A 25208-nucleotide genomic window follows, 5' to 3' on the forward strand; every position below is an offset into this window, starting at 1 on the left:
TCGCCAACCTGATCATCAGCATGCACAGGCACATCGTTCCAGACGCCCGAACCAGCACCCATCCACCTTGACCAAAGTGATAGGGGCACCCCCCCCGGCCAGGGACCCGTCAGGCCGGCGCCCGGCCCGTCAGGGCCGCCAGGCTGGAGCGGATGTGGTTCATGTGCGCCCGCATCTCCTCCTGCGACTCCGCATGCTCCCGCAGCAGCCGCTCCGTCTCCCGGCCCACCCGCTCCTCCCGCACCCGCGCCTCCGCCAGCAGCTCCGCCGCCACCGCATCCGCGTCCTCCTGCCCGTGCCGCGCCGACTCCTCCGCCTCCGCGTAGCCCCGCCGCGCCTCCGCCAGCCGGGCATCCGCGTAGCGCTCCAGCTCCGCGTGGCGAGCCTCCAGCTCCGACTCCCGGGCCGCCAGCTCCCGTTCCGCCGCCTCCCACCGCTCCACCCGCTCCTGCTCGCACTCCGCCAGCAGCGCGTCCGACCGCCGCCGCATCTCCGCCAGCGCGGCCGCCCCCTCCGCCCGCCACGCCTGCGCGTCCTCCCGCGCCTGCGCCCGCGCGTCGTCCGCCTCCCGCTGCGCCCGCAGCAGCCCCTGCCGGGCCCGGACCTCCGTCTGCTCGCGCACCGCCTCCGCGTCCTGCCGCGCCAGCTCGGCCGCCCGGTCCGCGTGCGCCTCCGCCGCGCCCAGCGTCGCGGACACGTCCGCCCGCGCGTCCTCCCGTACCGTCTCCGCCTCCTCCTGCGCCAGCAGCAGGATCCGGCGGGCGCGCTCGCTCAAGTCCTCGTACGTCTGCGGGGCCAGCGCCGCCACCGCCTCGCGCAGCCGCCCCGCGTCCGCCTCCATCTGCTTGGCCAGGACGGTCAGCCGCGCCACCCGCTCCCAGGCCTCGTCACGACTGCCGGAGAGCCTGGCGAGATACCGGTCGACCTCTTCGATGCGGTAGCCACGACCACGCACAGTCGCAATGGGTGCACTCATCCTGGAAGCGCCTCTCTCGCGGGGATTCCTGTCAAGGATGCGCCATTTGCTCCCAGAAGCCGGAATGGCCGGGCCGAGACCCCGTTCGGGGGTCTCGACCCGGCCATAGAACCGATCATCCGATCAGAGCAGTCCGTCCCACATCTGCTCCAGCAGCACCGACCACCAGCTCTCCGGCGAAGCCAGCGCCGCACTGTCCAGCCCCGCCAGATTCGCCTGGAAATCGACGGTCCAGCGGCCCGCCTGTTCCGGCGTCAGATGCTGGCGCAGCCGCCACATGTGACCCAGCATCGCGAGGGACCGTACGAACTGCGGCAGGCTGGAGTTCACGAACTGCGGCGGCACCGGGGCACCGCCCGGACCGCCCTCCACCGGCACCGCGACGATGTGCGCGGTCCCGTACTGCACGCAGAGCGCCTTGCCGAAGTCGCTGCCCACCACCAGATAAGAACCTGCGTCCGACGCCGGCTGCACCTGCCGCTGCGCGGCCATTTCGGCCAGCGTCGGCACCGGCTGGCCCGGCACCGCCTGCGCCCAGAAGAACGGCCCGAAATCGACCGGCAGACCCGACCACACCAGCGTCTGCGCCACGATCTCCGGCACACCCTGCCGGGACACGGCCCGCTGGTCGAAGCGGAACACGCCCTGCGGGCCGAACGCACCCGCCAGCTCCTGCGCGATCGCGTCCAGCGGGATCGCCGGCTGGAGCGGGACCTGCGGCAGGGGCGCCCGTACCGGCGCGGGGCGCGCCGGGCCGTCCGCCACCTGGTGCAGCTCCCCCTGATGGGTGAGCAGGTGGCGCATGCCCTGCTGACGTCCCGCGTGGTCCTTGCCGTACGGGGCCACGCTCGTGATCCGCACCTGCGGCCAGGTCTCCCGGATCATCCGCGCGCAGTAACCGCCGGGCAGCTCACAGGACTCCAGCTCGGTGTGCAGCTCCAGCACCTGCTGCGGCGGCACGTTCATGGCGCGCAGCTCGTGCAGGATCTGCCACTCGGGGTGTGGGGTACCGGGCGCAGAGCGGCGGATGAGCTGCTGCTCGGAGCCGTCGGGCGCGCGGTAGCGCAGCACGGCCTGGTAGCCGGGACCGACGGTGGGCGCGCCGGTGGGCGCCGGCGGCTGCTGCGCGACCGGTCCGCCCGGCGGCGGGCCGGGAGGCGCGGGCGGCTGGCCCATCGGCGGACCGGCCAGCATGGTCGCGGCGTGGTCGAGCCCGGCACCGGGAGCACCGGGTGCGCCGGGAGCTCCCGGCGGACCGGGCGGCTGCGGTACGCCGGGACCCGCGAGCATGGTGGCCGCGTGATGGGCGCCGCCCCCGGGGGCCCCGGGCGGGCCGGGAGGCGCGGGCGGCTGGCCGACGACGGCCGGACCGGCCAGCATCGTGGCGGCATGGTCGAGCCCGCCACCCGGAGCACCGGGGGCACCGGGCGGCCCGGGAGGCGTGGGAGCACCAGGCGGACCGGGCGGCTGCGGTACGCCGGGACCCGCGAGCATGGTGGCGGCGTGATGGGCGCCGCCCCCGAGGGCCCCGGGCGGGCCGGGAGGCGCGGGCGGCTGACCCGCACCCGGAGCACCAGGAGCACCAGGCGGCCCGGGAGGCATGGGCGCCCCGCCCACGACCGCCGGACCGGCGAGCATCGTGGCGGCACGGTCGACCCCGCCACCCGGAGCACCGGGGGCCCCGGGCGCGCCAAGGGCACCGGGAGCACCCGGCGGACCCGGCGGCGCGGGAGCCGGCGCGGGCGGCCGGCCCGCGCCGGAACCCGTCGGCCGGGAGATCTGGGCCTTGCTCGTGGGCGCGTCGGCGATGTCGCCCGCGTCCGAATCCAGCGCCGGCGTGACGGCGGTCTTCGGCAGCCTGCTGCCGCCCTCCATCAGCGTGGTCTTGGCCTCGGGCGCGACCCCGGACGACGGCGAGTCCTCCAGGTCCGACCCGGACAGCGGCGGCGCGAACACCGTCGCGGGCAGCGGTACGGACACGTCGTCCGCACCGGAGTTCACATCGGTCCCGGCCCACGGCGTGGACCCGACCGGCACCCCGTCGTTGGCCGTCGGCTCGTACGGGACCTCGCGCCGCAGCGGCACCGCGTCCACCGGCTCCGGCTCCAGCGCGGCGTCGACCGGCGCGGGCTCCGAAGCGGAGGCGACGGAGACGGCGGGCGCAGCGGGCACGGCGGGCGCGGCGGCAACGGGCTCCGCCGCCACCGGCTCCGGCACGGAAGCGGACAGCGGCTCCGGAGCCGCGGGAGCGACCGGCGCCGAAGGAGCGGCGGCAGCCGCCGGAATCCCCGCCCGGTCCGCGGCCTCCTGCAGCCACTCCGGCGGGCTCAGCATGAACGACGTCTGCTCCGAGTCGATCCGCGGCGGCGGAACCGAAGCCTCCGAAGCGACGGACGCAGCCGCGGCCCCGTACTCCTCCTCGTACCGGCGGATCACCTCACCCACCGGCAGCCCCGGCCACAGCGTCACCTCACCGCTGTCCCGCGCGATGACCAGCCGCTGCCGGCCGCCACCCGAGACGGGCCCGGCCGCCCGGTCCTCCGCCCACACCACGAACCCGAGCCCGAACTCCCGTACGCGCACCTCCCGGTGCTGGTACGCGGGCACGTCCCCGTTGATCCATTCCTCGGCGCGCTCCTGCGCCTGCGCAAACGTCACCACGGCGCGATCAACCCTCCACCAGGACCGGAACCGAACGTGCGAATCCGCCGTCCACCATCAGACCGGCCACCGTCTCCAGCTCCGGCGGATTACCCGCCAAGCGCTCCAGAAAGGCGTCGAAATCAGCGCCGCACGGCAGCAACAGACGCTCCACGCGCTCCTGCACGGACCAACCGTCGCGGTCGCGCGCATCGTCGTACGGCGAGAACCACACCGAACCGATGCCCTCGCCCTTCACCTTCAGTGCGAGCAACCCGCCCTGCACGAAGGCCACGCACAGGTAGTCCTTCGTCAGGTGGTCCCGCAGACACTTGTTGACGTACACCAGGTCATTGACCGCCGCCTCCTCACGCACCGTGAAGAACGGCTGGTCCACCAGCAGGCCGAGCTCCACGTCCAGCCCCGCGCCCACCGGCGCGCAGCCGCCCGCGGCCTTCAGGAACGCGCGGTACGCCTCCGGCAACCGGTAGCCGAGGTCCTCCTCGACGCCCTGCACCAGCTCCTCGGAGACCGACACCACCGTCTTCGGCAGCCCCAGATGCGCCGGGCGCACCTCCTGCAACGGCCGCGTCCCGCGCTTCTCGTGGTCCACCGGCGCCGTCGCCAGCCCCGCGTGATGCCGCAGCAGCGCCTTCACCTCGACCGGGACCAGCTCCATGCGCCGCGAGCCCGCCACGTGGTGCCAGGTCCAGCCGTGCGGTGTCGCCACCGGGCCGACCGTGTCCCACAGCTCGTGCCCCGCCGCCTGCATCGCCGCGTTCGCGGACACGCAGTCCGTCAGGCGCAGCTCGTCGACGCCGAAGCCCTCCGGCGGGTCCGCGATCTCCACCGCCGCGCGCGCGTACGCGGAGAAGTCCGGATGCCCGTTGCCGTCCATCCGCACACCGTGGGGATGCCGAGCGGCCCGGACCGGGTCCGGGAAATGCACGACCTGCCCCGAGTAAGCGGCGTTGGGTGGCGCGGCCTGCTGCCCGAGCCGACCTGTCGTCATGGCGGTAGCCCCCTGCTGGATCTGGCTGGTTCACCACAGCCTATGCGCTGGGGCAAGGGGCTCACCCGCGCACGACCGGCCCACCCACCCGAGGGCCGGGAAGATCCGAATTGATACGAATATTCGACCCCGCTTCCGCATGACAGGTGACATTTGGCAGGCTGTCCCCGCAGCACGGGGGCGTGCGCACAGCGGCGACCACCGCGGCCACGGGAGGGAAAGCGCGACCATGCACAACACGGCAACACGCACAGATCCGGCCGACACCACCGGCCCGACCACCGGCCCGACCGCCGATCCTGCCGGTAAACCGGCCACCGACCCGGGCGGCCCCGCCGGCGACCCCCGCCTGCGCTGGAGCAGCACCGACGGCCGGCCCGCCGTACCCGTCCTGCGCTTCCGCCGCGACGGCATCCTGCCCACCGTCGCCGCCGCCCTGTCCGTACGCGGCGAAACCCTCACCGGCACCGCCGGCAAGGCCGACCAGCCACCCGTACTCCACCCGCTCGTACAGGATTTCCTCGACACGCTCACCAGCGGCCAGCGCGAACGTTTCACCGGCCGATGTCCCGAGGCGATCCTGCTCTCCCGCCACCTGGCCGCCGTCGAAGGCGCCCGCTCCCGCCGCGCCTCCCGCAAACCCCTCTCCGCGAGCGAAGCCCGCCGCTCGCTCAAGAACTCCAAGATCACCGCCCGCCGCATCCGCGAGGACGGCGACCCCCTCCACGGCAGCTACGCACCCCCCTGTCGCTCCTGCGACGCCCTCCTCGCCCACTTCGGCGTACGCTCCGTCGACCTCACCCCAGCCGAGTAGCCATGACCACCTCAGCCTCAGCCTCCGCCTCCTACGACCGCTCCTCGGCCACCCGCTTCCCGGTCGCCGTGGACTCCGCCCTGCGCACCGCCGGCTGGGAGCCCGGCCGCTGGGACATCAAGCAGGCCGAGTACTGGGCCGACGCCCTCCGGGACCACACCACCCCCGCCGGACACCGGCACACCGTCTTCCCCGCCGCCGTCGAAGCCTGGGCCGAATTCGGCGGCCTCACGGTCGGCGCCCCCGGCCCCGGCCGGCAGATAGCCCCCGCCACGATCCGCCTCGACCCGCTCACCGGGCTCCACCTCGCCCGCACCTTCGCCGACCTGGGCCGCGCCCTCTCCACCCAGCTCTGCCCGCTCGGCGTCGAGGCCGACGGAGGCTCCCACCTCGCCCTCGACCGCGAAGGCCGCGTCTACGGCATCGACCACACCGGCGACTGGTACCTCGGCGCAGGCGTCGACGAGGCCCTCACCCTCCTCCTGACCGGCCTCCAGCCGACCCGCCTCACCACCGGCCAGGACCCCTCCGCCTAGTGCTGTCGCGGCCGCCCTGGCCGCGACCCTCGCCGGAAGGCCCTGCGACGATCAGCGGCGATCAGCGGCCCGGGAGCACGGCCGACACCTTGAACCCGCCCGCGTCCGTCGGCCCGGACACGAACACCCCGCCCAGCCCCAGCACCCGCTCCCGCATCCCCACCAGCCCGTTGCCCCCACTGGGAAGCCCCGGCTCCGCGGAAGTCCCGTCACAAGGCCCGTTCTCCACCTGCATCGCCACCTCCCCCTCCCGATGCGCGAGCCGTACGGTCACCCGCGCGCCCGGAGCATGCTTGTGGCAGTTGGTGAGCGCCTCCTGCACCACCCGGTACGCCGTCTGCTCCACCTCCGCCGCATACGCCGCGCCCTCGCCCTCGCCCTGCACCACCATCTCCACGACCATCCCCGCCGCCCGGGACTGCCCGACCAGCGTCTCCAACTCGTCGAGCGAGGGACCGTCGTCAAAACTCCCCACGTGGGGGTACCGCCCAGCGGCCGGGGGAGCCACCGGCGCGGCCGCCACGGCCGCCGCCCGGACCGCCGGCTTCTCGCCGCCGCCGGTCCTGAGCACCCCCAGCATCTCCCGCAGCTCGGTCAACGCCTGCCGCCCCATGTCACCCACCAGCGCCGCGTTCTTCGCCGCCCGCGCCGGATCCCTCACCGCCACCGCCTCCAGCGCCGCCGCGTGCACCACCATCAGCGACACCCGGTGCGCCACGACGTCGTGCATCTCCCGCGCGATCCGGGTCCGCTCCTCCGTACGGGCCCACTCGGCCCGCTCCTCCGCCCGGTCCGCCAGCAGCGACAACTCCCGCTCCAGCGAGTCCGCCCGCTCCTGGAGGCTCTCCATCAGCCGCCGCCGCGCCCCGATGTACAGCCCGAACAGCACCGGCGGCACGGTCAGCGCCACCGCCACGAAACCGGACAGCACCACCACGAGCGTGTGGTCGGCCTCGACGTCACCCCTGGTCCGCAGGTACATCACCACGAACGTGGCGGCCAGCGACATCGAGGACAGCGTGGCGATGATCCGCCGGGGTACCTCGGAGGAGGCCAGCGTGTACAGCCCCACCACCCCGAGCACGAACCCCATCGCGGCCGGCGCCACCGCGATCCCCACCAGCACCACGGCGATCGGCCAGCGCCGCCGCAGCACGAGCACGGACCCCACCGCCAGCCCGAACAGCACCCCGAAGACGAGGGGAATCCCCGCCTCCCGCGCGAAGGGCACCCCCTCCCACGCACACTCGACGGCGGACACCCCGCCGAGCACCACGTCCCCCACGGCATCCCGCCGCCGCGCCCACCACAAAGGCGGCCCAGCGCGGCCTTCCACTTCCCCCGTACTGGTCATGCCGTCCAGCGTACGGGCGCCCTCCGCGGCGGCCCCGGCAATTCCCCGCCTCCGAAACGACGGACAGGAGTACCGTCGCGGTGAGGCCGGGTGGTACGGCATAGTAGGGACGGCCAGCTTGATCGGATCGCGGAATTGTCCGATTCAGCCTGATTTACCATCCCCTGTGGTGTAATTGGCAGCACTGAGGCTTTTGGTGCCTTATGTTCGGGTTCGAGTCCTGACAGGGGAGCTCCTCAGCCATTCGGGTCCTGACCATCGGTCGGGACCCGCCCTCGTTTCGGCCCCTTAACGCCCCGGTATCCTTCACGGGTCCACCACCCGAAGCCGAAGGGCATCCCCGTGAGCGCCAACCGCCCGGCAGCCGTCGTCGTACTCGCAGCGGGTGAAGGCACCCGCATGAAGTCGGCCACACCCAAGGTTCTGCACGAGATCTGCGGGCGCTCGCTCGTCGGTCACGTCGTCGCCGCCTCCCGTGAGCTGGACCCCGCCCACCTCGTCGTGGTCGTCGGGCATGCCCGGGAGCAGGTCACCGCGCACCTGGCCGGCGTCGACGCCGAGGTCCGCACGGCCGTCCAGTACGAGCAGAACGGCACCGGCCACGCCGTCCGCATGGCCCTGGAGTCGCTCGGCACCGAGGACCTCACCGGCACCGTGATCGTCGTCTGCGGCGACACCCCGCTGCTGACCGGCGAGACGCTCCGGCAGCTCGCGGCCACGCACGAGGCCGACGGCAACGCCGTCACCGTGCTCACCGCCGAGGTGCCGGACTCCACCGGCTACGGGCGCATCGTCCGCGACGCCGGCGGCGCCGTGACCGCCATCGTCGAGCACAAGGACGCCACCGACGCGCAGCGCGCCATCCGGGAGATCAACTCCGGTGTGTTCGCCTTCGACGGCGCCCTGCTCGCCGACGCGCTCGGCAAGGTCCGTACGGACAACAGCCAGGGCGAGGAGTACCTCACCGACGTGCTGGGGATCCTGCGCGAGGCCGGGCACCGCGTCGGCGCCTCGGTCGGCAGCGACCACCGCCAGATCCTCGGGATCAACAACCGCGTGCAGCTGGCGGAGGCCCGGGCGCTCCTCAACGCGCGTCTGCTGGAGCAGGCCATGCTCGCGGGCGTGACCGTGGTCGACCCGGCCAGTACGTTCGTGGACGTGACCGTCACCTTCGGGCAGGACGCCCTGATCCACCCGGGGACGCAGCTCCTGGGTGCCACGCACATCGCGGAGGGTGCCGAGGTCGGTCCCAACACCCGCCTGAAGGACACCGCGGTGGGCGCGGGCGCCCGTGTGGACAACACGGTGGCGGAGGGCGCGGTCGTGGGCGCCCGGGCGACCGTGGGGCCGTTCGCGTACCTGCGGCCGGGCACCAACCTCGGCGTGAAGGCGAAGGCCGGCACGTACGTGGAGATGAAGAACGCGACGATCGGCGAGGGCACCAAGGTGCCGCACCTGTCGTACGTGGGTGACGCGACGATCGGCGAGTACACCAACATCGGCGCCGCGAGCGTTTTCGTGAACTACGACGGCGAGCACAAGCACCACACGACCGTCGGCGCGCACTGTAAGACGGGGTCGGACAACATGTTTGTGGCACCCGTCACGATCGGGGACGGTGCCTACACGGCCGCCGGGTCCGTGATCACGAAGGATGTGCCGCCCGGTGCGCTGGCCGTGGCCCGTGGCCAGCAGCGGAATATCGAGGGTTGGGTGGCCCGCAAGCGTCCGGGAAGCGCGTCCGCGACGGCGGCTCAGTCGGCGGTCCAGGTGGACTCCGACGGCCGTTGAGGTGAACTGACCGGAAACGGGTACGTCTGGGACGGCGTACCGTGATAGGTGCACGCAATTCGGCTGGCTCACCGTGTGCGGGACGGACGCACATGGGGGCGAGCAGCTTTCAACACGTCTGAGGAGACAGTGCTGTGACCGGGATCAAGACGACCGGCGAGAAGAAGCTGATGCTCTTCTCCGGCCGCGCCCACCCCGAGCTGGCCGAGGAGGTCGCGCACCAGCTCGGTGTCGGCCTCGTGCCGACCAAGGCTTTCGACTTCGCGAACGGTGAGATCTACGTTCGCTTCCAGGAGTCGGCTCGCGGCGCGGACTGCTTCCTGATCCAGAGCCACACGGCTCCGATCAACAAGTGGATCATGGAGCAGCTGATCATGATCGACGCGCTGAAGCGCGCGTCGGCACGCTCCATCACGGTGATCGTCCCGTCCTACGGGTACGCCCGCCAGGACAAGAAGCACAAGGGCCGTGAGCCGATCTCGGCCCGCCTGGTCGCCGATCTGCTGAAGACCGCGGGTGCGGACCGCATCCTCACGGTCGATCTGCACACGGACCAGATCCAGGGCTTCTTCGACGGCCCGGTGGACCACCTGTCGGCCCTGAACGTCCTCGCGGACTACGTGGGCGCCAAGGTGGACCGCACCAAGCTGACGATCGTGTCCCCGGACGCCGGCCGCGTGCGCGTCGCCGACCGCTGGTGCGACCGTCTGGACGCGCCGCTGGCGATCGTGCACAAGCGCCGTGACAAGGACGTCGCCAACCAGGTGACGGTCCACGAGGTCGTCGGTGAGGTCAAGGGCCGCGTCTGCGTCCTGGTCGACGACATGATCGACACCGGTGGCACCATCTGCGCCGCGGCCGACGCGCTGTTCGCGCACGGCGCGGAGGACGTCATCGTGACGGCCACGCACGGCATCCTGTCGGGCCCGGCGGCTGACCGCCTGAAGAACTCCAAGGTCAGCGAGTTCGTGTTCACGAACACCCTGCCGGACCCGTCCGACCTGGAGCTCGACAAGATCACGGTGCTGTCGATCGCCCCGATGATCGCGCGCGCGGTGCGCGAGGTCTTCGAGGACGGCTCGGTCACCAGCCTGTTCGAAGAGCAGCAGTAACCAGCACCACAGAAGATCCTTTTGAAGGGCGGCCTCCCCGCCGGGTAGACTCATGAAGTTGCTCGGCGAGGGAGGCCGCACTTTTGTGTGCGGGGCTCCGTTATCGACGCGCTCTTCGTAGCAGGCCGTTCCGGCCGGGTGACTGTCGTCCATTTCCGTCACCCCACGAGGAGTGAGCATGTCCGAGATCAAGCTTGCCGCCAACGTCCGCACCGACTTCGGCAAGGGCGCTGCCCGTCAGGCCCGTCGTGACGCCCTGACCCCCGCGGTCATCTACGGCCACGGCACCGACCCGAAGCACGTCAACGTGGACGCCCACGCCCTTCAGCTGGCGCTGCGCACCCCGAACGTCCTGCTCTCCCTGGACATCGCGGGCGAGGGCACCGAGCTGGTCATCCCGAAGGCCGTGCAGAAGCACCCGCTGAAGCGCTCGATCTCCCACGTCGACTTCCTGATCGTCAAGAAGGGCGAGAAGGTCACCGTCGACGTCGCGATCGTCACCGAGGGCGAGCTGGCCGCCGGCGGCAACATGCTGGAGACCCTCCAGAACACCATCTCCGTCGAGGCCGAGGCCACGCACATCCCGACCGAGGTCACCGTCTCCATCGCGGGCCTCGAGGCCGGCGCCACCATCCACGCCAAGGACCTGGTCCTCCCGGCGGGCACCACCCTGGCCGTCGACGGCGACATCGCCGTCCTGCAGGTCATCGGCCAGCAGGCCGAGGAGCCGGCCGCCGAGGCCGAGGGCACCGAGGCCTGAGCCTCCCCCTCACCCCTCAGCAGTTGCTGACCGACCGCCGTCCGGCTCCACTGGAGCGGGACGGCGGTCGTCCTCGTTCCAGGCCTTAAGGAGTTTTTGATGTCGGACGACGCGGCGCCGTGGCTGATCGTCGGCCTCGGGAATCCGGGACCGGAGTACGCGGGCAACCGCCACAACATCGGCTTCATGGTGGCCGACCTGCTGGCGGAGCGGATCGGCGGGAAGTTCAAGGCGCACAAGGCGCGGGCCCAGGTGGTCGAGGGCCGCATCGGCGCGCCGGGGCCGGCGAACCGGCGGGTGGTGCTGGCGAAGCCGATGACGTACATGAACCTGTCCGGGGGTCCGGTGACGGCCCTGCGCGACTTCTACAAGGTGCCGCTGGACCGGATCGTCGCGATCCATGACGAGCTGGACATCGACTACCCGACGCTGCGGCTGAAGCTGGGCGGCGGGGACAACGGCCACAACGGGCTGAAGTCGATGACGAAGTCGATGGGCCCGGACTACCACCGGGTGCGGTGCGGGATCGGCCGGCCGCCGGGCCGGATGCAGGTCGCGGACTTCGTGCTGAAGGACTTCTCCTCGACGGAGCGCAAGGAGCTGGACTGGTTCGTGGACCGGGCCGCGGATTCGGTGGAGTGCCTGATCCAGGAGGGCCTGGAGCGCGCGCAGTCCGCGTACAACTCCTGACGGACATGACGGAGCCCCCGCACCGGCCGGTGCGGGGGCTCCGTCATGTCCGGCTCCGGGGGCTCAGCCGGTGTTGCGCAGGCCCGCGGCGACGCCGTTGACCGTGAGCAGCAGGGCGCGGGCGAGGAGCGGGTCGGCGTCCTCGCCGCGGGCGGCGGCGGCGCGCTGGCGGGCCAGCAGGGAGACCTGGAGGTAGGAAATGGGGTCCAGGTAGGCGTCGCGGACGGCGAAGGTCTGCTGGAGCACCGGGTTCGAGCCGAGGAGCTTGTCGTCGCCGGTGATGCGCAGGACCTCGCGGACGGTGAGTTCGTGCTCGGCCTCGATGCGGGTGAAGACGTGCTTGAGGCGGTCGGGCACGAGGGTGTCGACGTAGTGGCGGGCGATCCGCAGGTCGGTCTTGGCCAGCGTCATCTCGACGTTGGACAGGAAGTTGCGGAAGAAGTGCCAGCGCTCGCCCATCTCGGCGAGGACGTCCTCCTGGCCGGCTTCGCGCAGGGCCTTGAGGCCCGAGCCGACGCCGTACCAGCCGGGGACGATCTGGCGGGACTGGGTCCAGCCGAAGACCCACGGGATGGCGCGCAGGCCGTCGAGGCCGGCGCCGGAGTCGGGGCGGCGGGAGGGCCGGGAGCCGAGGTGGAGGTCGGCGAGCTGGTCGACGGGGGTCGCGGCGAAGAAGTACGAGGGCAGGTCGGGGTCCTCGACGAGCGCGCGGTACGCGGAGTGCGCGGCGTCGGAGACGGTGTCCATGGCCGCGTCCCAGCGGGTGAGGGCCTCGTCGGACTGGCGGGGGGCGGTGTGCAGGGCGGAGGCCTGCAGGGTCGCCGCGACGGTCAGTTCGAGGTTCTCGCGGGCCAGGGACGGGACGAGGTACTTGTCGGAGATGACCTCGCCCTGCTCGGTGACCTTGATCTCGCCTTCGAGGGTGCCCCAGGGCTGGGCGAGGATCGCGTCGTGGGAGGGGCCGCCGCCGCGGCCGACGGTGCCGCCGCGGCCGTGGAAGAGGCGCAGGCGCACCCCGTAGCGGTGGGCGACGTCGCGCAGTCGGCGCTGGGCGCGGTGAATCTCCCACTGGCTGGTGGTGATGCCGCCGAACTTGGAGGAGTCGGAGTAGCCGAGCATGACCTCCTGGACGTCGCCGCGCAGGGAGACGAGGCGCCGGTAGGAGGGGTCGGCGAGCATCTCGTCGAGGATGACGTCGGCGGCGCGCAGCTCGTCGGTGGTCTCCAGGAGGGGGACGATGCCGATCTTGGCCCAGCCGGCGTGGAGGTCGACGAGGCCGGCCTCGCGGGCGAGGACGGCGGCGGCGAAGACGTCGTCGGCGCCCTGGCACATCGAGATGATGTAGGACTCGATGACCTCGGGGCCGAACTTCTCGAAGGCGTCCTTGATCGCCTGGAAGACGCCGAGGGTCTTCTGGCCGGCGGCGTCGAGGGGGGCCGGGGTGGGGGCCAGCGGGCGGCGGGAGCGCAGCTCCTTGGCGAGGAGCTTGCCGCGGTAGTCGCGCGGCATGTCGGCGTAGCGCCAGGACTCCTCGCCGAGCCGGTCGAAGAGCTGGCCGAGCGCGTGGTGGTGGGCGTCGGCGTGCTCGCGGACGTCCATGGTGGCGAGCTGGAGGCCGAAGGCGGCCAGGGTGCGGATGGTGCGGTCCATGCGGCCGTCGGCGAAGAGGGCGCCGCGGTGTTCGCGCAGGGAGGTCTGGATGAGGGTGAGGTCGGTGAGGAGCTCGGCGGTGCCGAGGTAGTCGCGGCCTTCCTCGTGCGGGGTGCCCTTGGCGAGGCGCTCGCGGGTGTTGAGGAGCTTCTGGCGGATGCAGGTGGCCTTGAGGCGGTACGGCTCCTCGGCGTTCAGCCGCTTGTAGCGCGGGCTGATCTCGGGGAGGCGTTCGAGGTCGGCCTGGAGGGAGGCGAGGAGTTCCTCGGTGGCCCCGGTGTAGCGGATGGAGTTCGACAGCAGCCCGCGCAGGAAGTCGATGAGTTCGAGGGCGTCGGTGATGCCGTGCTCGTGCTGGAGGATCAGCACGTCGCGGGTGACGTCGGGGGTGACGTTGGGGTTGCCGTCGCGGTCGCCGCCGATCCAGGTGCCGAAGGTGAGAGGGCGCGTCCCGGCGGGGAGCTCGACGCCGACGCGCTGGAGTTCGGCGGCGAGGTCTTCGAGGACGTCGCCGACGGCGCCGGCGTGCAGCTCGTCGAGGTAGTAGATGGCGTTGCGGGCCTCGTCGGCGGGCTCGGGGCGGACCACGCGCAGCTCGTCGGTCTGCCAGACGAGGTCGATGTTCTCGGCGAGCCGCAGGTCGTGGCGGCGGCGGTCGCCGGCGCCGGTGACGGGCTCCTCCAGGAGGGCGGCGATGCGGCGCAGCTTGTTGAGGACGCTGCGGCGGGCGGCCTCGGTGGGGTGCGCGGTGAAGACGGGGCGGACGTTGAGGTTCTTGACCGTCTCGCGCAGGTGTTCGGGGTCCGCGTCCTTGAGCATGTCCGCGGTGCGGGCGAGGAGGCTTCCCTCGGCGGCGCGGTGGGCGCGCAGCTCCTTGCCGCGGTGCACCTGCTCGGTGACGTTGGCGAGGTGGAAGTAGGTGGAGAAGGCGCGCACGAGCTTGGCGGCGGTCTCCAGGTCGGTGTCGCCGAGCAGCGCGGCGGCGGCTTCGCCGTCGGTGCGGGTGAGGGCGCGGACGCGCTCGACGAGGTCGAGGAGGTCCTGGCCTTCCTGGCGTACGAGGGTCTCCCCGAGGAGGTCGCCGAGGCGGCGGATGTCCGCGCGCAGCTCTGCGTTGGCCGTGGCGGCCGGGGTGGCGGGGGTGGCCTGGGCCTGGGCGGCCTGGTCAGCACTGCTCACAGGTGCGGCTCCTTGCAGTGTTCGAGCGCTACTGGGCTGTGGGCGCTCCGGCCGCGCGCACCCTGGGGCTCCTGATGCGCAGCCCGAGCTGCCCGTGCGGACCGCGCTGTCCGACGGGACCAGGATAGGTGTCCGAGGCGTGTGCCTGGGCAAATGTCTCAACAGGCGGCTCATCCGGCGTTCACCGGGCGGCTCGTCCGCGGCTCGTCCAGGGTTCGTCCGGGGTTCGTCAGGGTGCTCCAGGGTCGTCCGGGGCGCGTACGGGGCTCGCGCACGCCGCGCGCGGCCCTCCGCGCCCGCCCCGGCCGCGCTCCTGTTGCCGCGGGCTCCGCCTTTGCCATACTTACGATGCCGTAGGTTACGGGTCCGTAGGGTCCGTGATCAGGGCGGCACCTGCCGACTTCTCACCCCCTCCTCACCCCCCAGGGGACCCCCATGACCACCAGTCCCGATCTGATCGAGGGTGCTTCCGCGCCCTCCGATACGTCCACGCCGTCCGCGACGCTCGGCGGCGAGAACAAGCGGTCGATCGAGCAGATCGCCCTTCTGCTGTTCATCACCGTTCCCTTCCTGGCGCTGCTGGCGGCGGTTCCGCTGGCCTGGGGCTGGGGGGTGAGCTGGCTGGACCTCGGCCTGATGGTCTTCATGTACTTCCTGGCCTGCCACGGGATCACCATCGGCTTCCACCGCTACTTCACGCACGGTTCCTTCAAGGCGAAGCGGCCGCTGCGGATCGTCCTCGCCGTGATGGGCTCGATGGCGGTGGAGGGCCCGCTGGTGCGCTGGGTGGCGGACCACCGCAAGCACCACAAGTACTCGGACCACGAGGGCGACCCGCATTCGCCGTGGCGGTTCGGCGAGACGCTGCCGGCGCTGATGAAGGGCCTGTGGTGGGCGCACATCGGCTGGCTGTTCGACGAGGAGCAGACCGATCAGCAGAAGTACGCGCCCGACCTGATCAAGGATCCGGCGATCCGCCGCATCTCGCGCGACTTCATCTACTGGACGATCTTCTCGCTGGCGATCCCGCCGCTGGTGGGCGGTCTGGTGACGATGTCCTGGTGGGGCGCGTTCACGGCGTTCTTCTGGGGCTCGCTGGTGCGGGTCGCGCTGCTGCACCACGTGACGTGGTCGATCAACTCGATCTGCCACGCGGTGGGCAAGCGGCCGTTCAAGTCCCGGGACCGCTCGGGCAACGTGTGGTGGCTGGCGGTGCTGTCCTGCGGGGAGTCCTGGCACAACCTGCACCACGCCGATCCGACGTCGGCGCGGCACGGTGTGCTGCGCGGCCAGGTCGACTCCAGCGCGCGGCTGATCCGCTGGTTCGAGCAGCTGGGCTGGGCCACGGACGTGCGCTGGCCGTCGGCTTCCCGCATCGACGCCCGGCGCAGGGAAAACGAGCCGAACGCGGCATGATGGGGGGCGTGGCGATCGACGGCAGTAATTCCAGCAGCGACAAGCCCAGGCGCGGCCGCCGGGTCAGGATGACGGGCGCGGAGCGGCGCCAGCAACTGCTGGACATCGGCCGGACCCTGTTCGCGGAGAAGGGCTTCGAGGGCACGTCGGTGGAGGAGATCGCGGCGAAGGCCGGGGTGTCCAAGCCGGTGGTGTACGAGCACTTCGGCGGCAAGGAGGGCCTGTACGCGGTCGTCGTGGACCGGGAGATGCGCCAGCTGCTGGACGGGGTGACGGGTGCGCTGACGGCGGGCCATCCCCGGGAGCTGCTGGAGCAGGCGGCGTTCGCGCTGCTGGACTACATCGAGTCGTACACGGACGGTTTCCGGATCCTGGTACGGGATTCCCCCGTGGCGCAGTCGACGGGCACGTTCGCCTCGCTGATCAGTGACATCGCCACGCAGGTCGAGGACATCCTGGGGCTGGAGTTCAAGGCGCGGGGCTTCGACCCGAAGCTGGCCCCGCTGTACGCGCAGGCGCTGGTCGGGATGGTGGCGCTGACCGGGCAGTGGTGGCTGGACGTGCGGCGGCCGAAGAAGGCGGAGGTCGCCGCGCACCTGGTGAACCTGGCCTGGCACGGGCTGGACGGGCTGGAGTCGAAGCCGCAGCTGGTGGGCCGCCGCAAGAGCTGAACCGCCGCCCTTGCGCTCCCGCTCGGGGCCGGCGGCACGACGGCGCCCCGTCACCGGATCTCCGGTGACGGGGCGCCGTCGCGTGGTACGTGCCGCGGGCGGTACCGCGGGCCGGTCGCCCTACTGCCGTACGGCGACGGGTTCCAGGAACTCCAGCCGGTTGCCCACGGGGTCTTCGGAGTAGAAGCGGCGGTGGCCTGGCAGGTCGTCGTCCCAGACGACCTCGGCGCCCCGTTCCTCCAGTCTGCTCGCGTACGCGTCGATGCCGGTCACGCGCAGTCCCGGGTGCGCCTTGCGTGCGGGCCGGAAGGCTTCCTCCACGCCGAGGTGGAGCTGCACCGGGCCGGCGGCGAACCAGCAGCCCCCGCGCGCGGCGAGGACGTCCGGTTTGGGGATCTCGGTCATGCCCAGGACATCGGTGTAGAAGACGCGGAGCCGGTCCTCCGACCCGGGCGGCGCGGCGAGTTGGACGTGGTCGACGGCGGTCAGCACGGTCAGGCCTCCTTGCGGGCGACGGCGAAGATCCGGCGGAAGGGGAAGACGGTGCCGCGCGGCCCGGGCGGGTACGCCTTGCGCAGCCGGTCGCGGTATTCGGCGAGGAAGGCGTCCACGGCTTCCCGGTCGTCCCCCAGGGCGGTGAGCACGGGTCGCAGCGCGGTGCCCTTGACCCAGTCGAGCACCGGGTCGGGGCCCTGCAGCAGCTGGTGGTAGGTGGTTTCCCAAACGTCCACGGCGCAGCCGAGCTCGGTGAACCGGGCGAGGTATTCGGCGGGTTCGAGGTGGTGGATGTAGCGGGCGCCGTGGCCGGCGAGGCGGGCCCGCCAGGGCGGGGTGTCGCAGAGGTCGGCGAGCAGCGCGTGGCTGGGGGCGGTGAAGTTGCCGGGGATCTGGAAGGCGAAGGTGCCGCCGGGGCGCAGGCCGTTGATCCAGGCGGCGAAGGAGCCGGGGTGGCTGGGGACCCACTGGAGGGCGGCGTTGGAGACGATCAGGTCGTAGGGCTCCTCGGGGAGCCAGGTGCCGAGGTCCGCGTGGCGGAAGTCGAGGCTGCCGCCGCCTGCGGTGGGGCCGGCGTACTCCTGCTCGGCGCGGTGGAGCATCTCCGGGGAGAGGTCGAAGCCGGTGATGCGGGCCGCGGGCCAGCGTCCGGCGAGGAGGGCGGTGACGTTGCCGGGGCCGCAGCCGAGGTCGGCGATGCGGCCGGGGAGGGTGGGGAGTTCGGGTATGCGGGTCAGGAGGTCCAGGAAGGGGCGTGTGCGGTGTCCGGCGTGCCGGAGGTACTGCTGGGGGTCCCAGGTGGGTGCGGAGGGGTCGGAGAGGACGCTGGCCGTGGGGATCCTGGCCTGGGCGGTATCGGAATGCATGTTCGAGCCTCCCTGCTGGCGGGGCGGTCGGAAGCGGAACCTGTCTCGGCCCCCTCCATGCCCCATGGTCGCGCACTTTATATCTCGACGCCAAGATACTCGTGATCAAGACACTTGACATGAAGAGACTTCACATCGACAGACCCCTTACACTGATCGGCATGGAGGACGAGGTCGACCGACTGGTAGCGGCATGGCGGCGGGAGCGCCCTGACCTCGACGTGGAACCGCTCGAGGTGCTGAGCCGCGTCAGCAGGCTCGCGCGCCACCTCGACCGCGCCCGCAGGCTCGCCTTCTCCGAGCACGGCCTGGAGCCGTGGGAGTTCGACGTGCTGACCTCGCTGCGCCGCGCCGGCGCGCCCTACCAGCTCTCCCCCGGCCAGCTGCTGACGCAAACCCTGGTCACCTCCGGGACCATGACCAACCGCATCGACCGGCTCGCCAAGAAGGGCCTCGTCGAACGGCTGCCGGACCCGAGCGACCGCCGCGGGGTCCTGGTGCGGCTGACCCCCGAGGGCAGGGACCGCGCCGACCAGGCCCTCGCCGGGCTGCTGGCCCAGGAGCGGGCGATCCTCGCCCAGCTCTCGCGCGGCCAGCGCGGCGATCTCGCCGGGCTGCTACGCCAGTTGACCGCTCCGTTCGACAACATCCCCGGCTAGGTCCGCGGGCCGTACGCCGGCCCGCCGGGCCAGCGCCACCGCCGCCAGGGTCGAGTGCACCCCGAGCTTGCCCAGCACGTTCTGCATGTGGGTGCGGACGGTGTGCGGGGACAGGAACAGCCGCGCCGCCACGTCCTTGCGGCCCAGCCCCGCCACCATGCAGCGCAGCACCTCGTGCTCGCGCGGGGTGAGCGACTCGACGAGGCGTTCGCTGTCCGTACGGTGCTTGCGCGCGGCGGTCAGTTCACGGAGCACTCCGGTGAGCAGCGCGGGCGGAAGGTGGGTCTCCTCGCGCAGGACACCGCGTATGACGGCGAGCAGCCGCGAGAGCGAGCAGTCCTTCGCCACCCAGCCCGAGGCCCCTGCCTGGAGCGCGAGGGCCGCCCGGCGGGGGTCGTCGCGCTCGGCGAGGACGACCGTGCGGACCCCTGGGTGGGACACCCGCACCCCTGCCACCAGCGCGATCCCGTCGGAGGCGGGCGGTGGCGGCCCGGAGCCCGACTCCCGCTGGGCGGGCACGGCCCCGGCCAGCGCGCCGAGATCGGTGTCGACCAGCATGACGTCGAAGCGGCGGCCCTCGGCCACCGCGCGTTCGAGGCAGCGCAGTGCGGCGGGGCCGCTGCCGGCCGCGGACACGTCCACGTCCGGCTCGGCCGCGAGCGCGGCTGCGAGAGATTCGGCGAAGATGCGGTGATCGTCGACCACGAGAACCCGGATACGAACCACAAAACCCCCAAGGGTCGGGGAACGGACGACTGCGGGTACGGCGCCCGGACCGGGTGATCCGCAGCTGCCGCGGCCGCCGCCGAGACATCTCTGCACTACCCCGGACCGGACGTCGTACCCGACTTGTCTCGACCCCTGAATCAACACCGGCCCCCACCGGTGTCACGTCTCAATGTAGGGCCGGGGCGGCTCGCGGTTGGCCGAATAGCAGAAGTTTTCCCAGCGATTTTCCGGCGCGGACGTTCCGAACGGCCTTTGTGGTGGCTTGATTTCGCCTGTTCCGAAGGTCCGGATGGCGGCTTCTGGACGGGCGTGTGCCACGGGCAGTTGCACGGGGTGCATTTCACCCGGCGTGTGCACGCTGGGCGCCCGCGCACGGCGCCCGGTCCCCGCGCGCGGCGAACACACACGCGCCCCCCGCACACGTGGTGCGGGGGGCGCGTGTGGCACGCGGATCGTGCGGTGGTTCAGGAGGCGTGCGTCCGCGCGAAGTTCCACGCGTCCTGGATGATCCCGGTGAGGTCCGAGCGGCTCGGGGTCCAACCGAGGCGCTCGTGGGCCGTCCGGGCGGAGGCGACCAGGGTCGCCGGGTCGCCGGCCCGGCGCGGGGCGACGACCTCGGGGATCTCGTGGCCGGTCACCTTGCGGACCGTCTCGACGACCTCGCGGACCGAGAAGCCGCTGCCGTTGCCCAGGTTGCAGATCAGGTGCTCGCCGGCGGTGGCGGCCTCCAGCGCGGCCAGGTGCGCCTCCGCCAGGTCGGCGACGTGGATGTAGTCGCGTACGCAGGTGCCGTCGGCGGTCGGGTAGTCCTCGCCGAACACCGAGATCGACTCCCGCTCGCCCAGCGCGACCTGGAGGACCAGCGGGATCAGGTGGGTCTCGGGGCTGTGCCGCTCGCCGAACTCGCCGTACGCGCCCGCCACGTTGAAGTACCGCAGGGACACGGCGGCCAGGCCGTGCGCCACGCACTCCCCCGCGATCATGTGGTCCACGGCCAGCTTCGTGGCGCCGTACGGGTTGGTCGGCGCGGTCACCGAGGCCTCGGTCAGCAGCCCCTCCGTCGGCTCGCCGTAGGTGGCGGCCGTGGAGGAGAACACCAGCTTCTGCACGCCCGCCTCGCGCATGGCGGCCAGCAGGGCCAGCGTGCCGCCGACGTTGTTCTCCCAGTACTTGCCCGGGTTCACCACGGACTCGCCGACCTGCGAGGAGGCCGCGAAGTGCAGCACCGCGTCGAAGGAGGAGTCCACGTACCGGGAGGCGTCCTGGATCCGGCCCTCGATGAACTCGGCGCCCGCGGGGACGCCCTCGCGGAAGCCGGTGCTGAGGTCGTCCAGCACGGTGACCCGGTGGCCCGCCTCCAGGAGGTGGGCGGCGACCACGCTGCCGACGTATCCGGCACCGCCGGTCACCAGGTACTTGAGATCGGACGTCTTGCTCACTCGCCTACTGCCTCTCGCGGGGGTACGCACGCGGGAGCATCCACATGCCGTCCTCTGGCATACCCGATTCCGCGCCCAGGGGGAAATCGGCGGCCTCCGGAACGGGCCCGCGTCAGTCCTGCGCCCGGTCCAGCAGGCCGGTACGGGCGGCCAGCGCGGCCGCCTCCAGCCGCGATCCCACGCCCAGCTTCATCAGCACCCGCTGCACGTGCGTACGGGCGGTGCTCGGCGCGATCTCCATGCCCGCGGCGATCAGCCGGGTGTCCTCGCCCTCGGCGACCCGCACCAGCACCTCCACCTCGCGCGGGGTGAGGAGCCGCAGCAGCCGGCTGCCCTCGTCGTCGGGCTGGGCGGCGGGGTTGAGGAGCTCCGCGAAGGCCCCCTGCAGCAGCTGGGGGGAGATCGCGACCTCTCCGGCCCGCGCCTTCGCCAGGGCCCGCTCCACGCCCTCGATGCGCTCGTCGTGGCGTACGTATCCCGAGGCGCCGGCGGCGAACGCGGCCGCGATCCCGCGCGGGCTGGGCACCGGGCCGAGGACCACGACGGCTATCTGCGGGCGCTCCCGCTTGATCCGGACGATCGGCTCGAAGACCCCGGGCTCGGCCGGCGCGGCGGTGCCGAGGAGGCAGACCTCCGGGGCGCGGCCGATGACCAGCTCGGCGGCGCCGCCGGTCGGGGCGGCGGCGGCGAGCACCCGGTGGCCCCGCAGTTTCAGGGCAGAGGCGAGCGCCTCGGCCAGCAGCCGGTGCTCGTCGACCACCACGACCCGTACGCCCATTGAGGCACCCCACCCCCGACCCTTCTGACCCGGCAAGCTACACGCTTGTTCGACGGTGCGCGGGGGTTCCGCGCAGAAGCCCCCGGAAGGAATGACCTTCCGGGGGCTTCGGCGTGGTGCGGGCCGCGCCGGCGGCGCGGCCGGGGGCTCAGCTCGCGGTGAAGGAGACGAAGAGGTACTCCGGGTCGGCCTTGTCCGAGTACGGCTTCTTCGCCATCGTGCGGGAGATGAAGAACTTGCCGTTGTGGTAGCGGTATTCGGAGAAGTCGGGCGAGAAGGCGACCTCGGCGCGCTGGGTCGCCTTGTCCGCCGGGTTCTCCATGAGGAGGGTCTCCTTCATCGTCTTGCCGTCGATGCTGACGACCTGGCCGCCCTTGTCGTACGGGGGCTCCTTGTAGGTGATGATGTTCGACCCGTCCATGCGCAGCGGGGTCAGGGTGTAGCGCTCGCCCGCGTCCGCGCGGTCGCTGGTCTGCTTGCCGGTCTCCAGGTCGAAGGAGAGCAGCTCGTTGGTGCGGCCGCTGCCGGAGGTCTGGCCCTCGTGCTCGTAGGACGGCAGGTAGAGCTTGCCGTCGCCGACGACCATGCCCGTGCACTTCTCGACCTCGGTGGCCGCGCACTTGCCGGCGAAGTTCCCGGAGGACAGGGAGATGCGCGCCTTCAGCTCGCCCTTGGGGTCGACGACGAACAGGTCGCTGACGCCGGTGGCGTTCTTGGCGGTCTTGCCGACGTCGGCCGCGACGACCAGGGGCTTCGTGGAGACGATGCCGGCGTAGTCGATGCCCGGGGCGAGCTTGTACGAGGACGTGGGCGCGCCGGTGGCGGGGTCCAGGACCTGGGCGTGCACGGTCTGGTTGGGGCTGCGGCCGCACTTGCGGATGACGGCGAGGGCCTCGCCGCCCGCGTAGCCGGTGTCGTAGCAGCCTTCGCCGTCGACCTTGGGCGTCCACAGGGACTTGCCGTCGGCGAGGTTCCAGGCGGCGCCGCCGGAGGTGCCGCCGGCGGCCACGGTCTGGCCGCTGAGCGTCACCTCGTAGTAGGAGGCGGGCTTGTCGCCGGTGGTGGCGCCCTTGGCGTTGCCGGACCAGACGAGCTTGCCCGCGTTGAGGTCGATGACGCCGACCTCGGTGCACTGCACGTACTTGTTCTCGGGCGTGGGCATGGAGGCCTTGAACAGGACGGCCGTCTTGTTGTCGCTGATGTGCTTGGTCGCGCCGCAGAGCTCGCCGGGGAAGGGGATCTCCCACTTCTTGCCGCCGTCGACGAGGTTGTAGCCGACGACCTTGGCCACATCGGACTTGATGTAGGTGGTGTCGGTGAGCCAGGAGCCGGCGACGACGGTGACCTCGGCCGGCTGCGGGCTGGGGAGGTTGAACAGGGTCTTCGACTTGGGGTTGGCGGGCGGCTTCTCGCTGCCGGGGGTGCCCGCCTTGGGCTTGTCGCCGTCGGGGCCGGCGCTGGGGCCGCCGTCCGCGGTGGTGGTCTTGCCGCCGCCGTCGCCCGAGGTGTACCAGATGCCGCCGCCGACGATGAGGACGATGGCCAGGAGGGCCGCGCCGACGATGAGCAGCTGGTTGCGCTTGTCGTTGCTGCCGCCACCGTCGGCCGGGGGCTGCGGGGCGTACGCGAGGGTGCCGGGCTGGCCGAAGGGGGGCGGGGTGCCGGGCTGTTGCGGGTAGCCGTAGCCGGGGCCGGCCGCGGGTCCGGGCTGCGGATAGCCGTACGCGGGCTGCGCCGGCGGGGCGGCCGGGGGCTGCTGCGGGGGCGCCGGGGGCCCGGGCGGGGGCGGCGGTGTCGGCTGCCCGAAGCCGTGCGGGGGCGGCGGAGCGGGCTGGCCGAAGCCGCCCGGTGCGGGGGTTCCCGCGGCGTTGGCCGGGGGAGGGTCCTGCGGCGCTCCGAAGCCGCCGGACGGCGGCTGACTGGGGGGCGGCGGGGTACTCATGCGTTGCTACTGCCTCTCGCTGGGCGGCTCGGTGGACGCGTTCACTTGCCGAAGACCATGAGGAGCTTCTCGTCCTTGCCCTTGGCCTGCAGGCGGGAGGCGGAGATGAAGAACCGTCCGTCCACGTAGTCGACCTTCGGGGTGTGGAAGGAGCTCTCGACCGGGGCTGCCGGGCCCGACGGGTTGCGCAGGAGCGCGGTGGGGGCGCCGCCGGCGGCGGGGATGGAGAGGATCTCGCCGCCCTTGTCCTCCTCCGCCTTGCGGTAGGCGATCAGCTGGCCGTTCGCGGCCTTGACCGGCGTGAGGGTGCGCTTGTCCCCGGCCGGGCTGCGCCACTTGGCCTTCCCGCTGGCCAGGTCGAAGGCGACGATCTCGTTGCCCTTGTCGTCCCGCGCGGTGGGCAGGTAGAGGGTGCCCGCGTCGACCACGGCCGTGGAGCAGGTCGACAGGGAGCGGAAGATGCCGGTGTCGCCGCAGCCGACGGCGAACTTGCCCTCGGCGGTGAGGGTGGCGGTCTGCTTCCCGTCGGCTCCGATGACCACGATGGAGCGCTCCTTGGTGGCCTCGTTGCCGAGGTCGACGACGAGCGGGTCCACCGAGTAGATGCTGGTGGGCTTGAAGCCCTTGGGGGCCCGGAAGGTCCAGCTCTTCTTGCCGGAGACCGGGTCGGTGCCCTGGATCTCGGTGGTCTTGTCCTCGTCCAGGCAGGTGGCGAGGGCGATCATCTTGCCGTTGCCGGCGGCGTAGGAGTCGGGCTGGCAGCCCTCGCCCTGGGTGCTGGCGAAGAGCTTGTCGCCGGTGCCGACCTTGAAGGCGCTGGCGGTGGTGCTGCGGCTGATGGCGACGGTGTCGCCGGTGATGGCGATGGTGGGGCTGGTGAAGATGTCGAAGAGCTGCTCCTTGGGTACCTCCTTGGACCAGACCTCCTTGCCCGTCTTGAGGTCGACCGCGCGCATCTGGGTGCAGGAGGCGGTGTCGGACTCGCCGTCCTTGTACATGACGACGGTCTTGCCCTCGGCCGTGGTCTGCGGGGTGACGGCGCAGATCGGGGCGGGGAAGGGGAGGGTCCACTTCTCCTTGCCGTCGGTGACTGCGTAGCCGGTGAGGTTCTTCCACACGCTCTTGACGACGGTGTCGCCGACGACCCACTGGCCTTCGGACTCCACGCCCATGCCGGGGCCGTCGATCTTGGCGGTCTTGAGGAAGAGGACCTTGTCCTCGCCCTGCTTGCGGCCCGAGTTGAGGTCGGTCTCCTGGCCGCCGTTGCCGCTGCCGTCGCCCTTGTCCACGGAAGGGGAGCCGGAGGGGCCGGCGGAGTTGGAGTCCTGCGCGACGGGCTCGATCGGCTTCTTGTCGCCGCTCTTGACGAAGCCGAAGTAACCGACGGTGCCGACGACGAGGACCGCGGCCACGGAGGCGGCGATCAGCAGGGTCGTCTTCTTCTTCGGCGGCAGGCCGGGGGCGGGCTGCGGCGCGCCCGGCAGGCCGGCGCCGGGGGGCGGCGGGTAGCCGTAGCCGTAGGCGGGGGGCTGCTGCGGGACGGTGGGGGGCTGCGGGGGGTGCTGGGGCTGCTGGGGCTGCTGGGGCTGCTGGGGCTGCTGCGGCTGCTGCGGCTGCTGCGGCTGCTGCGGCTGCTGCGGCTGCTGCGGCTGCTGCGGCTGCTGCGGCTGCTGCGGCTGCTGCGGCTGCTGCGGCTGGT

21 protein-coding genes and 1 tRNA gene are annotated in these 25208 nt (G+C 72.2%); 10 read left to right on the plus strand and 12 right to left on the minus strand.

Features of this window, described 5'->3' with window-relative positions; translation table 11 throughout:
• Positions 1 to 109: 109 nt before the first annotated feature.
• From ACFWBN_RS36400 to ACFWBN_RS36410, 3 genes are all read right to left on the minus strand, one after another.
• A complete protein-coding gene (locus ACFWBN_RS36400; RefSeq protein WP_385184991.1) occupies positions 110 to 976 on the minus strand; it encodes a cellulose-binding protein in 867 nt (288 codons plus the stop codon).
• A 123-nt stretch (positions 977 to 1099) separates the two neighbouring features.
• Positions 1100 to 3637 carry an SUKH-4 family immunity protein gene (locus ACFWBN_RS36405; RefSeq protein WP_385184994.1) on the minus strand — a complete coding sequence of 846 codons (2538 nt, stop codon included), beginning with the start codon at positions 3635 to 3637 and terminating at the stop codon, positions 1100 to 1102.
• A gap of 7 nt (positions 3638 to 3644) precedes the next feature.
• Entirely contained in the window at positions 3645 to 4628 is a 984-nt protein-coding gene (locus tag ACFWBN_RS36410; protein ID WP_385184997.1) for an SMI1/KNR4 family protein, read from the minus strand.
• A gap of 229 nt (positions 4629 to 4857) precedes the next feature.
• Between ACFWBN_RS36410 and ACFWBN_RS36415 the strand changes: the two genes are divergently transcribed.
• Together ACFWBN_RS36415 and ACFWBN_RS36420 are read left to right on the plus strand one after the other, a co-directional pair.
• Positions 4858 to 5442, plus strand: a complete 585-nt coding sequence (locus ACFWBN_RS36415) for a YwqJ-related putative deaminase (protein ID WP_385185000.1) — start codon at positions 4858 to 4860, stop codon at positions 5440 to 5442.
• Between the two features lie 2 nt (positions 5443 to 5444).
• Entirely contained in the window at positions 5445 to 5978 is a 534-nt protein-coding gene (locus ACFWBN_RS36420; protein WP_385185002.1) for an SUKH-3 domain-containing protein, read from the plus strand.
• A 61-nt stretch (positions 5979 to 6039) separates the two neighbouring features.
• Here ACFWBN_RS36420 and ACFWBN_RS36425 read toward each other — a convergent pair whose 3' ends face one another.
• Positions 6040 to 7332, minus strand: coding sequence for a sensor histidine kinase (locus ACFWBN_RS36425; protein ID WP_385185005.1), 1293 nt, complete (start codon positions 7330 to 7332; stop codon positions 6040 to 6042).
• Positions 7333 to 7492: 160 nt separating this feature from the next.
• Here ACFWBN_RS36425 and ACFWBN_RS36430 point away from each other — a divergent pair.
• The 5 genes from ACFWBN_RS36430 to pth all read left to right on the plus strand — a co-directional run bounded on the left by ACFWBN_RS36430 (position 7493) and on the right by pth (position 11685).
• Positions 7493 to 7564 (plus strand) — tRNA-Gln (locus tag ACFWBN_RS36430).
• A gap of 110 nt (positions 7565 to 7674) precedes the next feature.
• Entirely contained in the window at positions 7675 to 9123 is a 1449-nt protein-coding gene (glmU, locus tag ACFWBN_RS36435) for a bifunctional UDP-N-acetylglucosamine diphosphorylase/glucosamine-1-phosphate N-acetyltransferase GlmU (protein WP_385185008.1), read from the plus strand.
• Positions 9124 to 9257: 134 nt separating this feature from the next.
• Positions 9258 to 10235 (plus strand): ribose-phosphate diphosphokinase, encoded by a 978-nt coding sequence (locus ACFWBN_RS36440; RefSeq protein ID WP_030716976.1) that lies wholly within the window; start codon positions 9258 to 9260, stop codon positions 10233 to 10235.
• Between the two features lie 178 nt (positions 10236 to 10413).
• Positions 10414 to 10995 carry a 50S ribosomal protein L25/general stress protein Ctc gene (locus tag ACFWBN_RS36445; RefSeq protein WP_385185012.1) on the plus strand — a complete coding sequence of 194 codons (582 nt, stop codon included), beginning with the start codon at positions 10414 to 10416 and terminating at the stop codon, positions 10993 to 10995.
• A 99-nt stretch (positions 10996 to 11094) separates the two neighbouring features.
• Positions 11095 to 11685, plus strand: coding sequence for an aminoacyl-tRNA hydrolase (gene pth / locus ACFWBN_RS36450; RefSeq protein WP_385185015.1), 591 nt, complete (start codon positions 11095 to 11097; stop codon positions 11683 to 11685).
• Positions 11686 to 11748: 63 nt separating this feature from the next.
• On the opposite strand, the gene ppc is transcribed toward pth, so the two are convergent.
• The gene (gene ppc, locus ACFWBN_RS36455; RefSeq protein WP_385185018.1) at positions 11749 to 14514 is read right to left on the minus strand and encodes a phosphoenolpyruvate carboxylase; all 2766 of its coding nucleotides are present in this window, start codon (positions 14512 to 14514) and stop codon (positions 11749 to 11751) included.
• A gap of 435 nt (positions 14515 to 14949) precedes the next feature.
• On the opposite strand from ppc, the gene ACFWBN_RS36460 reads away from it, so the two are divergent.
• Together ACFWBN_RS36460 and ACFWBN_RS36465 are read left to right on the plus strand one after the other, a co-directional pair.
• Positions 14950 to 15930, plus strand: coding sequence for an acyl-CoA desaturase (locus ACFWBN_RS36460; protein ID WP_385185021.1), 981 nt, complete (start codon positions 14950 to 14952; stop codon positions 15928 to 15930).
• Positions 15927 to 16601, plus strand: coding sequence for a TetR/AcrR family transcriptional regulator (locus tag ACFWBN_RS36465; protein WP_266936257.1), 675 nt, complete (start codon positions 15927 to 15929; stop codon positions 16599 to 16601). The genes ACFWBN_RS36460 and ACFWBN_RS36465 overlap by 4 nt, the downstream gene beginning before the upstream one ends.
• A gap of 120 nt (positions 16602 to 16721) precedes the next feature.
• Here ACFWBN_RS36465 and ACFWBN_RS36470 read toward each other — a convergent pair whose 3' ends face one another.
• Both ACFWBN_RS36470 and ACFWBN_RS36475 read right to left on the minus strand, forming a co-directional pair.
• Entirely contained in the window at positions 16722 to 17093 is a 372-nt protein-coding gene (locus ACFWBN_RS36470) for a VOC family protein (protein ID WP_385185024.1), read from the minus strand.
• Positions 17094 to 17095: 2 nt separating this feature from the next.
• Positions 17096 to 17962, minus strand: coding sequence for a trans-aconitate 2-methyltransferase (locus tag ACFWBN_RS36475; RefSeq protein WP_385185027.1), 867 nt, complete (start codon positions 17960 to 17962; stop codon positions 17096 to 17098).
• A 161-nt stretch (positions 17963 to 18123) separates the two neighbouring features.
• On the opposite strand from ACFWBN_RS36475, the gene ACFWBN_RS36480 reads away from it, so the two are divergent.
• Positions 18124 to 18621, plus strand: coding sequence for a MarR family winged helix-turn-helix transcriptional regulator (locus ACFWBN_RS36480; protein WP_385185030.1), 498 nt, complete (start codon positions 18124 to 18126; stop codon positions 18619 to 18621).
• Here ACFWBN_RS36480 and ACFWBN_RS36485 read toward each other — a convergent pair.
• The 5 genes from ACFWBN_RS36485 to ACFWBN_RS36505 all read right to left on the minus strand — a co-directional run.
• Complete coding sequence (locus tag ACFWBN_RS36485; protein ID WP_385185033.1) at positions 18580 to 19347, minus strand: LuxR C-terminal-related transcriptional regulator; 768 nt, start codon at positions 19345 to 19347, stop codon at positions 18580 to 18582. The genes ACFWBN_RS36480 and ACFWBN_RS36485 overlap by 42 nt on opposite strands.
• A gap of 467 nt (positions 19348 to 19814) precedes the next feature.
• Positions 19815 to 20789 (minus strand): UDP-glucose 4-epimerase GalE, encoded by a 975-nt coding sequence (gene galE / locus ACFWBN_RS36490; RefSeq protein ID WP_385185036.1) that lies wholly within the window; start codon positions 20787 to 20789, stop codon positions 19815 to 19817.
• A gap of 112 nt (positions 20790 to 20901) precedes the next feature.
• Complete coding sequence (locus ACFWBN_RS36495; protein ID WP_385185039.1) at positions 20902 to 21567, minus strand: response regulator transcription factor; 666 nt, start codon at positions 21565 to 21567, stop codon at positions 20902 to 20904.
• A 148-nt stretch (positions 21568 to 21715) separates the two neighbouring features.
• Positions 21716 to 23509 (minus strand): proline-rich domain-containing protein, encoded by a 1794-nt coding sequence (locus ACFWBN_RS36500; protein ID WP_385185042.1) that lies wholly within the window; start codon positions 23507 to 23509, stop codon positions 21716 to 21718.
• 41 nt (positions 23510 to 23550) lie between these two features.
• Positions 23551 to 25208 (minus strand): PQQ-binding-like beta-propeller repeat protein (locus tag ACFWBN_RS36505; protein ID WP_385185045.1); only part of this gene is annotated, 1658 nt, incomplete at its 5' end.

Source organism: Streptomyces sp. NPDC059989, assembly GCF_042736975.1.
Taxonomy (GTDB): Bacteria; Actinomycetota; Actinomycetes; order Streptomycetales; family Streptomycetaceae; genus Streptomyces.

What these genes read in the sequence shown, in the direction of transcription:
- ACFWBN_RS36400 (WP_385184991.1), bottom strand. Translation starts at nt 976, where the DNA reads ATGAGTGCACCCATTGCGACTGTGCGTGGTCGTGGCTACCGCATCGAA.
- ACFWBN_RS36410 (WP_385184997.1), bottom strand. Translation starts at nt 4,628, where the DNA reads ATGACGACAGGTCGGCTCGGGCAGCAGGCCGCGCCACCCAACGCCGCT.
- ACFWBN_RS36415 (WP_385185000.1), top strand. Translation starts at nt 4,858, where the DNA reads ATGCACAACACGGCAACACGCACAGATCCGGCCGACACCACCGGCCCG.
- ACFWBN_RS36420 (WP_385185002.1), top strand. Translation starts at nt 5,445, where the DNA reads ATGACCACCTCAGCCTCAGCCTCCGCCTCCTACGACCGCTCCTCGGCC.
- ACFWBN_RS36425 (WP_385185005.1), bottom strand. Translation starts at nt 7,332, where the DNA reads ATGACCAGTACGGGGGAAGTGGAAGGCCGCGCTGGGCCGCCTTTGTGG.
- ACFWBN_RS36445 (WP_385185012.1), top strand. Translation starts at nt 10,414, where the DNA reads ATGTCCGAGATCAAGCTTGCCGCCAACGTCCGCACCGACTTCGGCAAG.
- pth (WP_385185015.1), top strand. Translation starts at nt 11,095, where the DNA reads ATGTCGGACGACGCGGCGCCGTGGCTGATCGTCGGCCTCGGGAATCCG.
- ACFWBN_RS36460 (WP_385185021.1), top strand. Translation starts at nt 14,950, where the DNA reads ATGACCACCAGTCCCGATCTGATCGAGGGTGCTTCCGCGCCCTCCGAT.
- ACFWBN_RS36465 (WP_266936257.1), top strand. Translation starts at nt 15,927, where the DNA reads ATGATGGGGGGCGTGGCGATCGACGGCAGTAATTCCAGCAGCGACAAG.
- ACFWBN_RS36475 (WP_385185027.1), bottom strand. Translation starts at nt 17,962, where the DNA reads ATGCATTCCGATACCGCCCAGGCCAGGATCCCCACGGCCAGCGTCCTC.
- ACFWBN_RS36480 (WP_385185030.1), top strand. Translation starts at nt 18,124, where the DNA reads ATGGAGGACGAGGTCGACCGACTGGTAGCGGCATGGCGGCGGGAGCGC.
- ACFWBN_RS36495 (WP_385185039.1), bottom strand. Translation starts at nt 21,567, where the DNA reads ATGGGCGTACGGGTCGTGGTGGTCGACGAGCACCGGCTGCTGGCCGAG.
- ACFWBN_RS36500 (WP_385185042.1), bottom strand. Translation starts at nt 23,509, where the DNA reads ATGAGTACCCCGCCGCCCCCCAGTCAGCCGCCGTCCGGCGGCTTCGGA.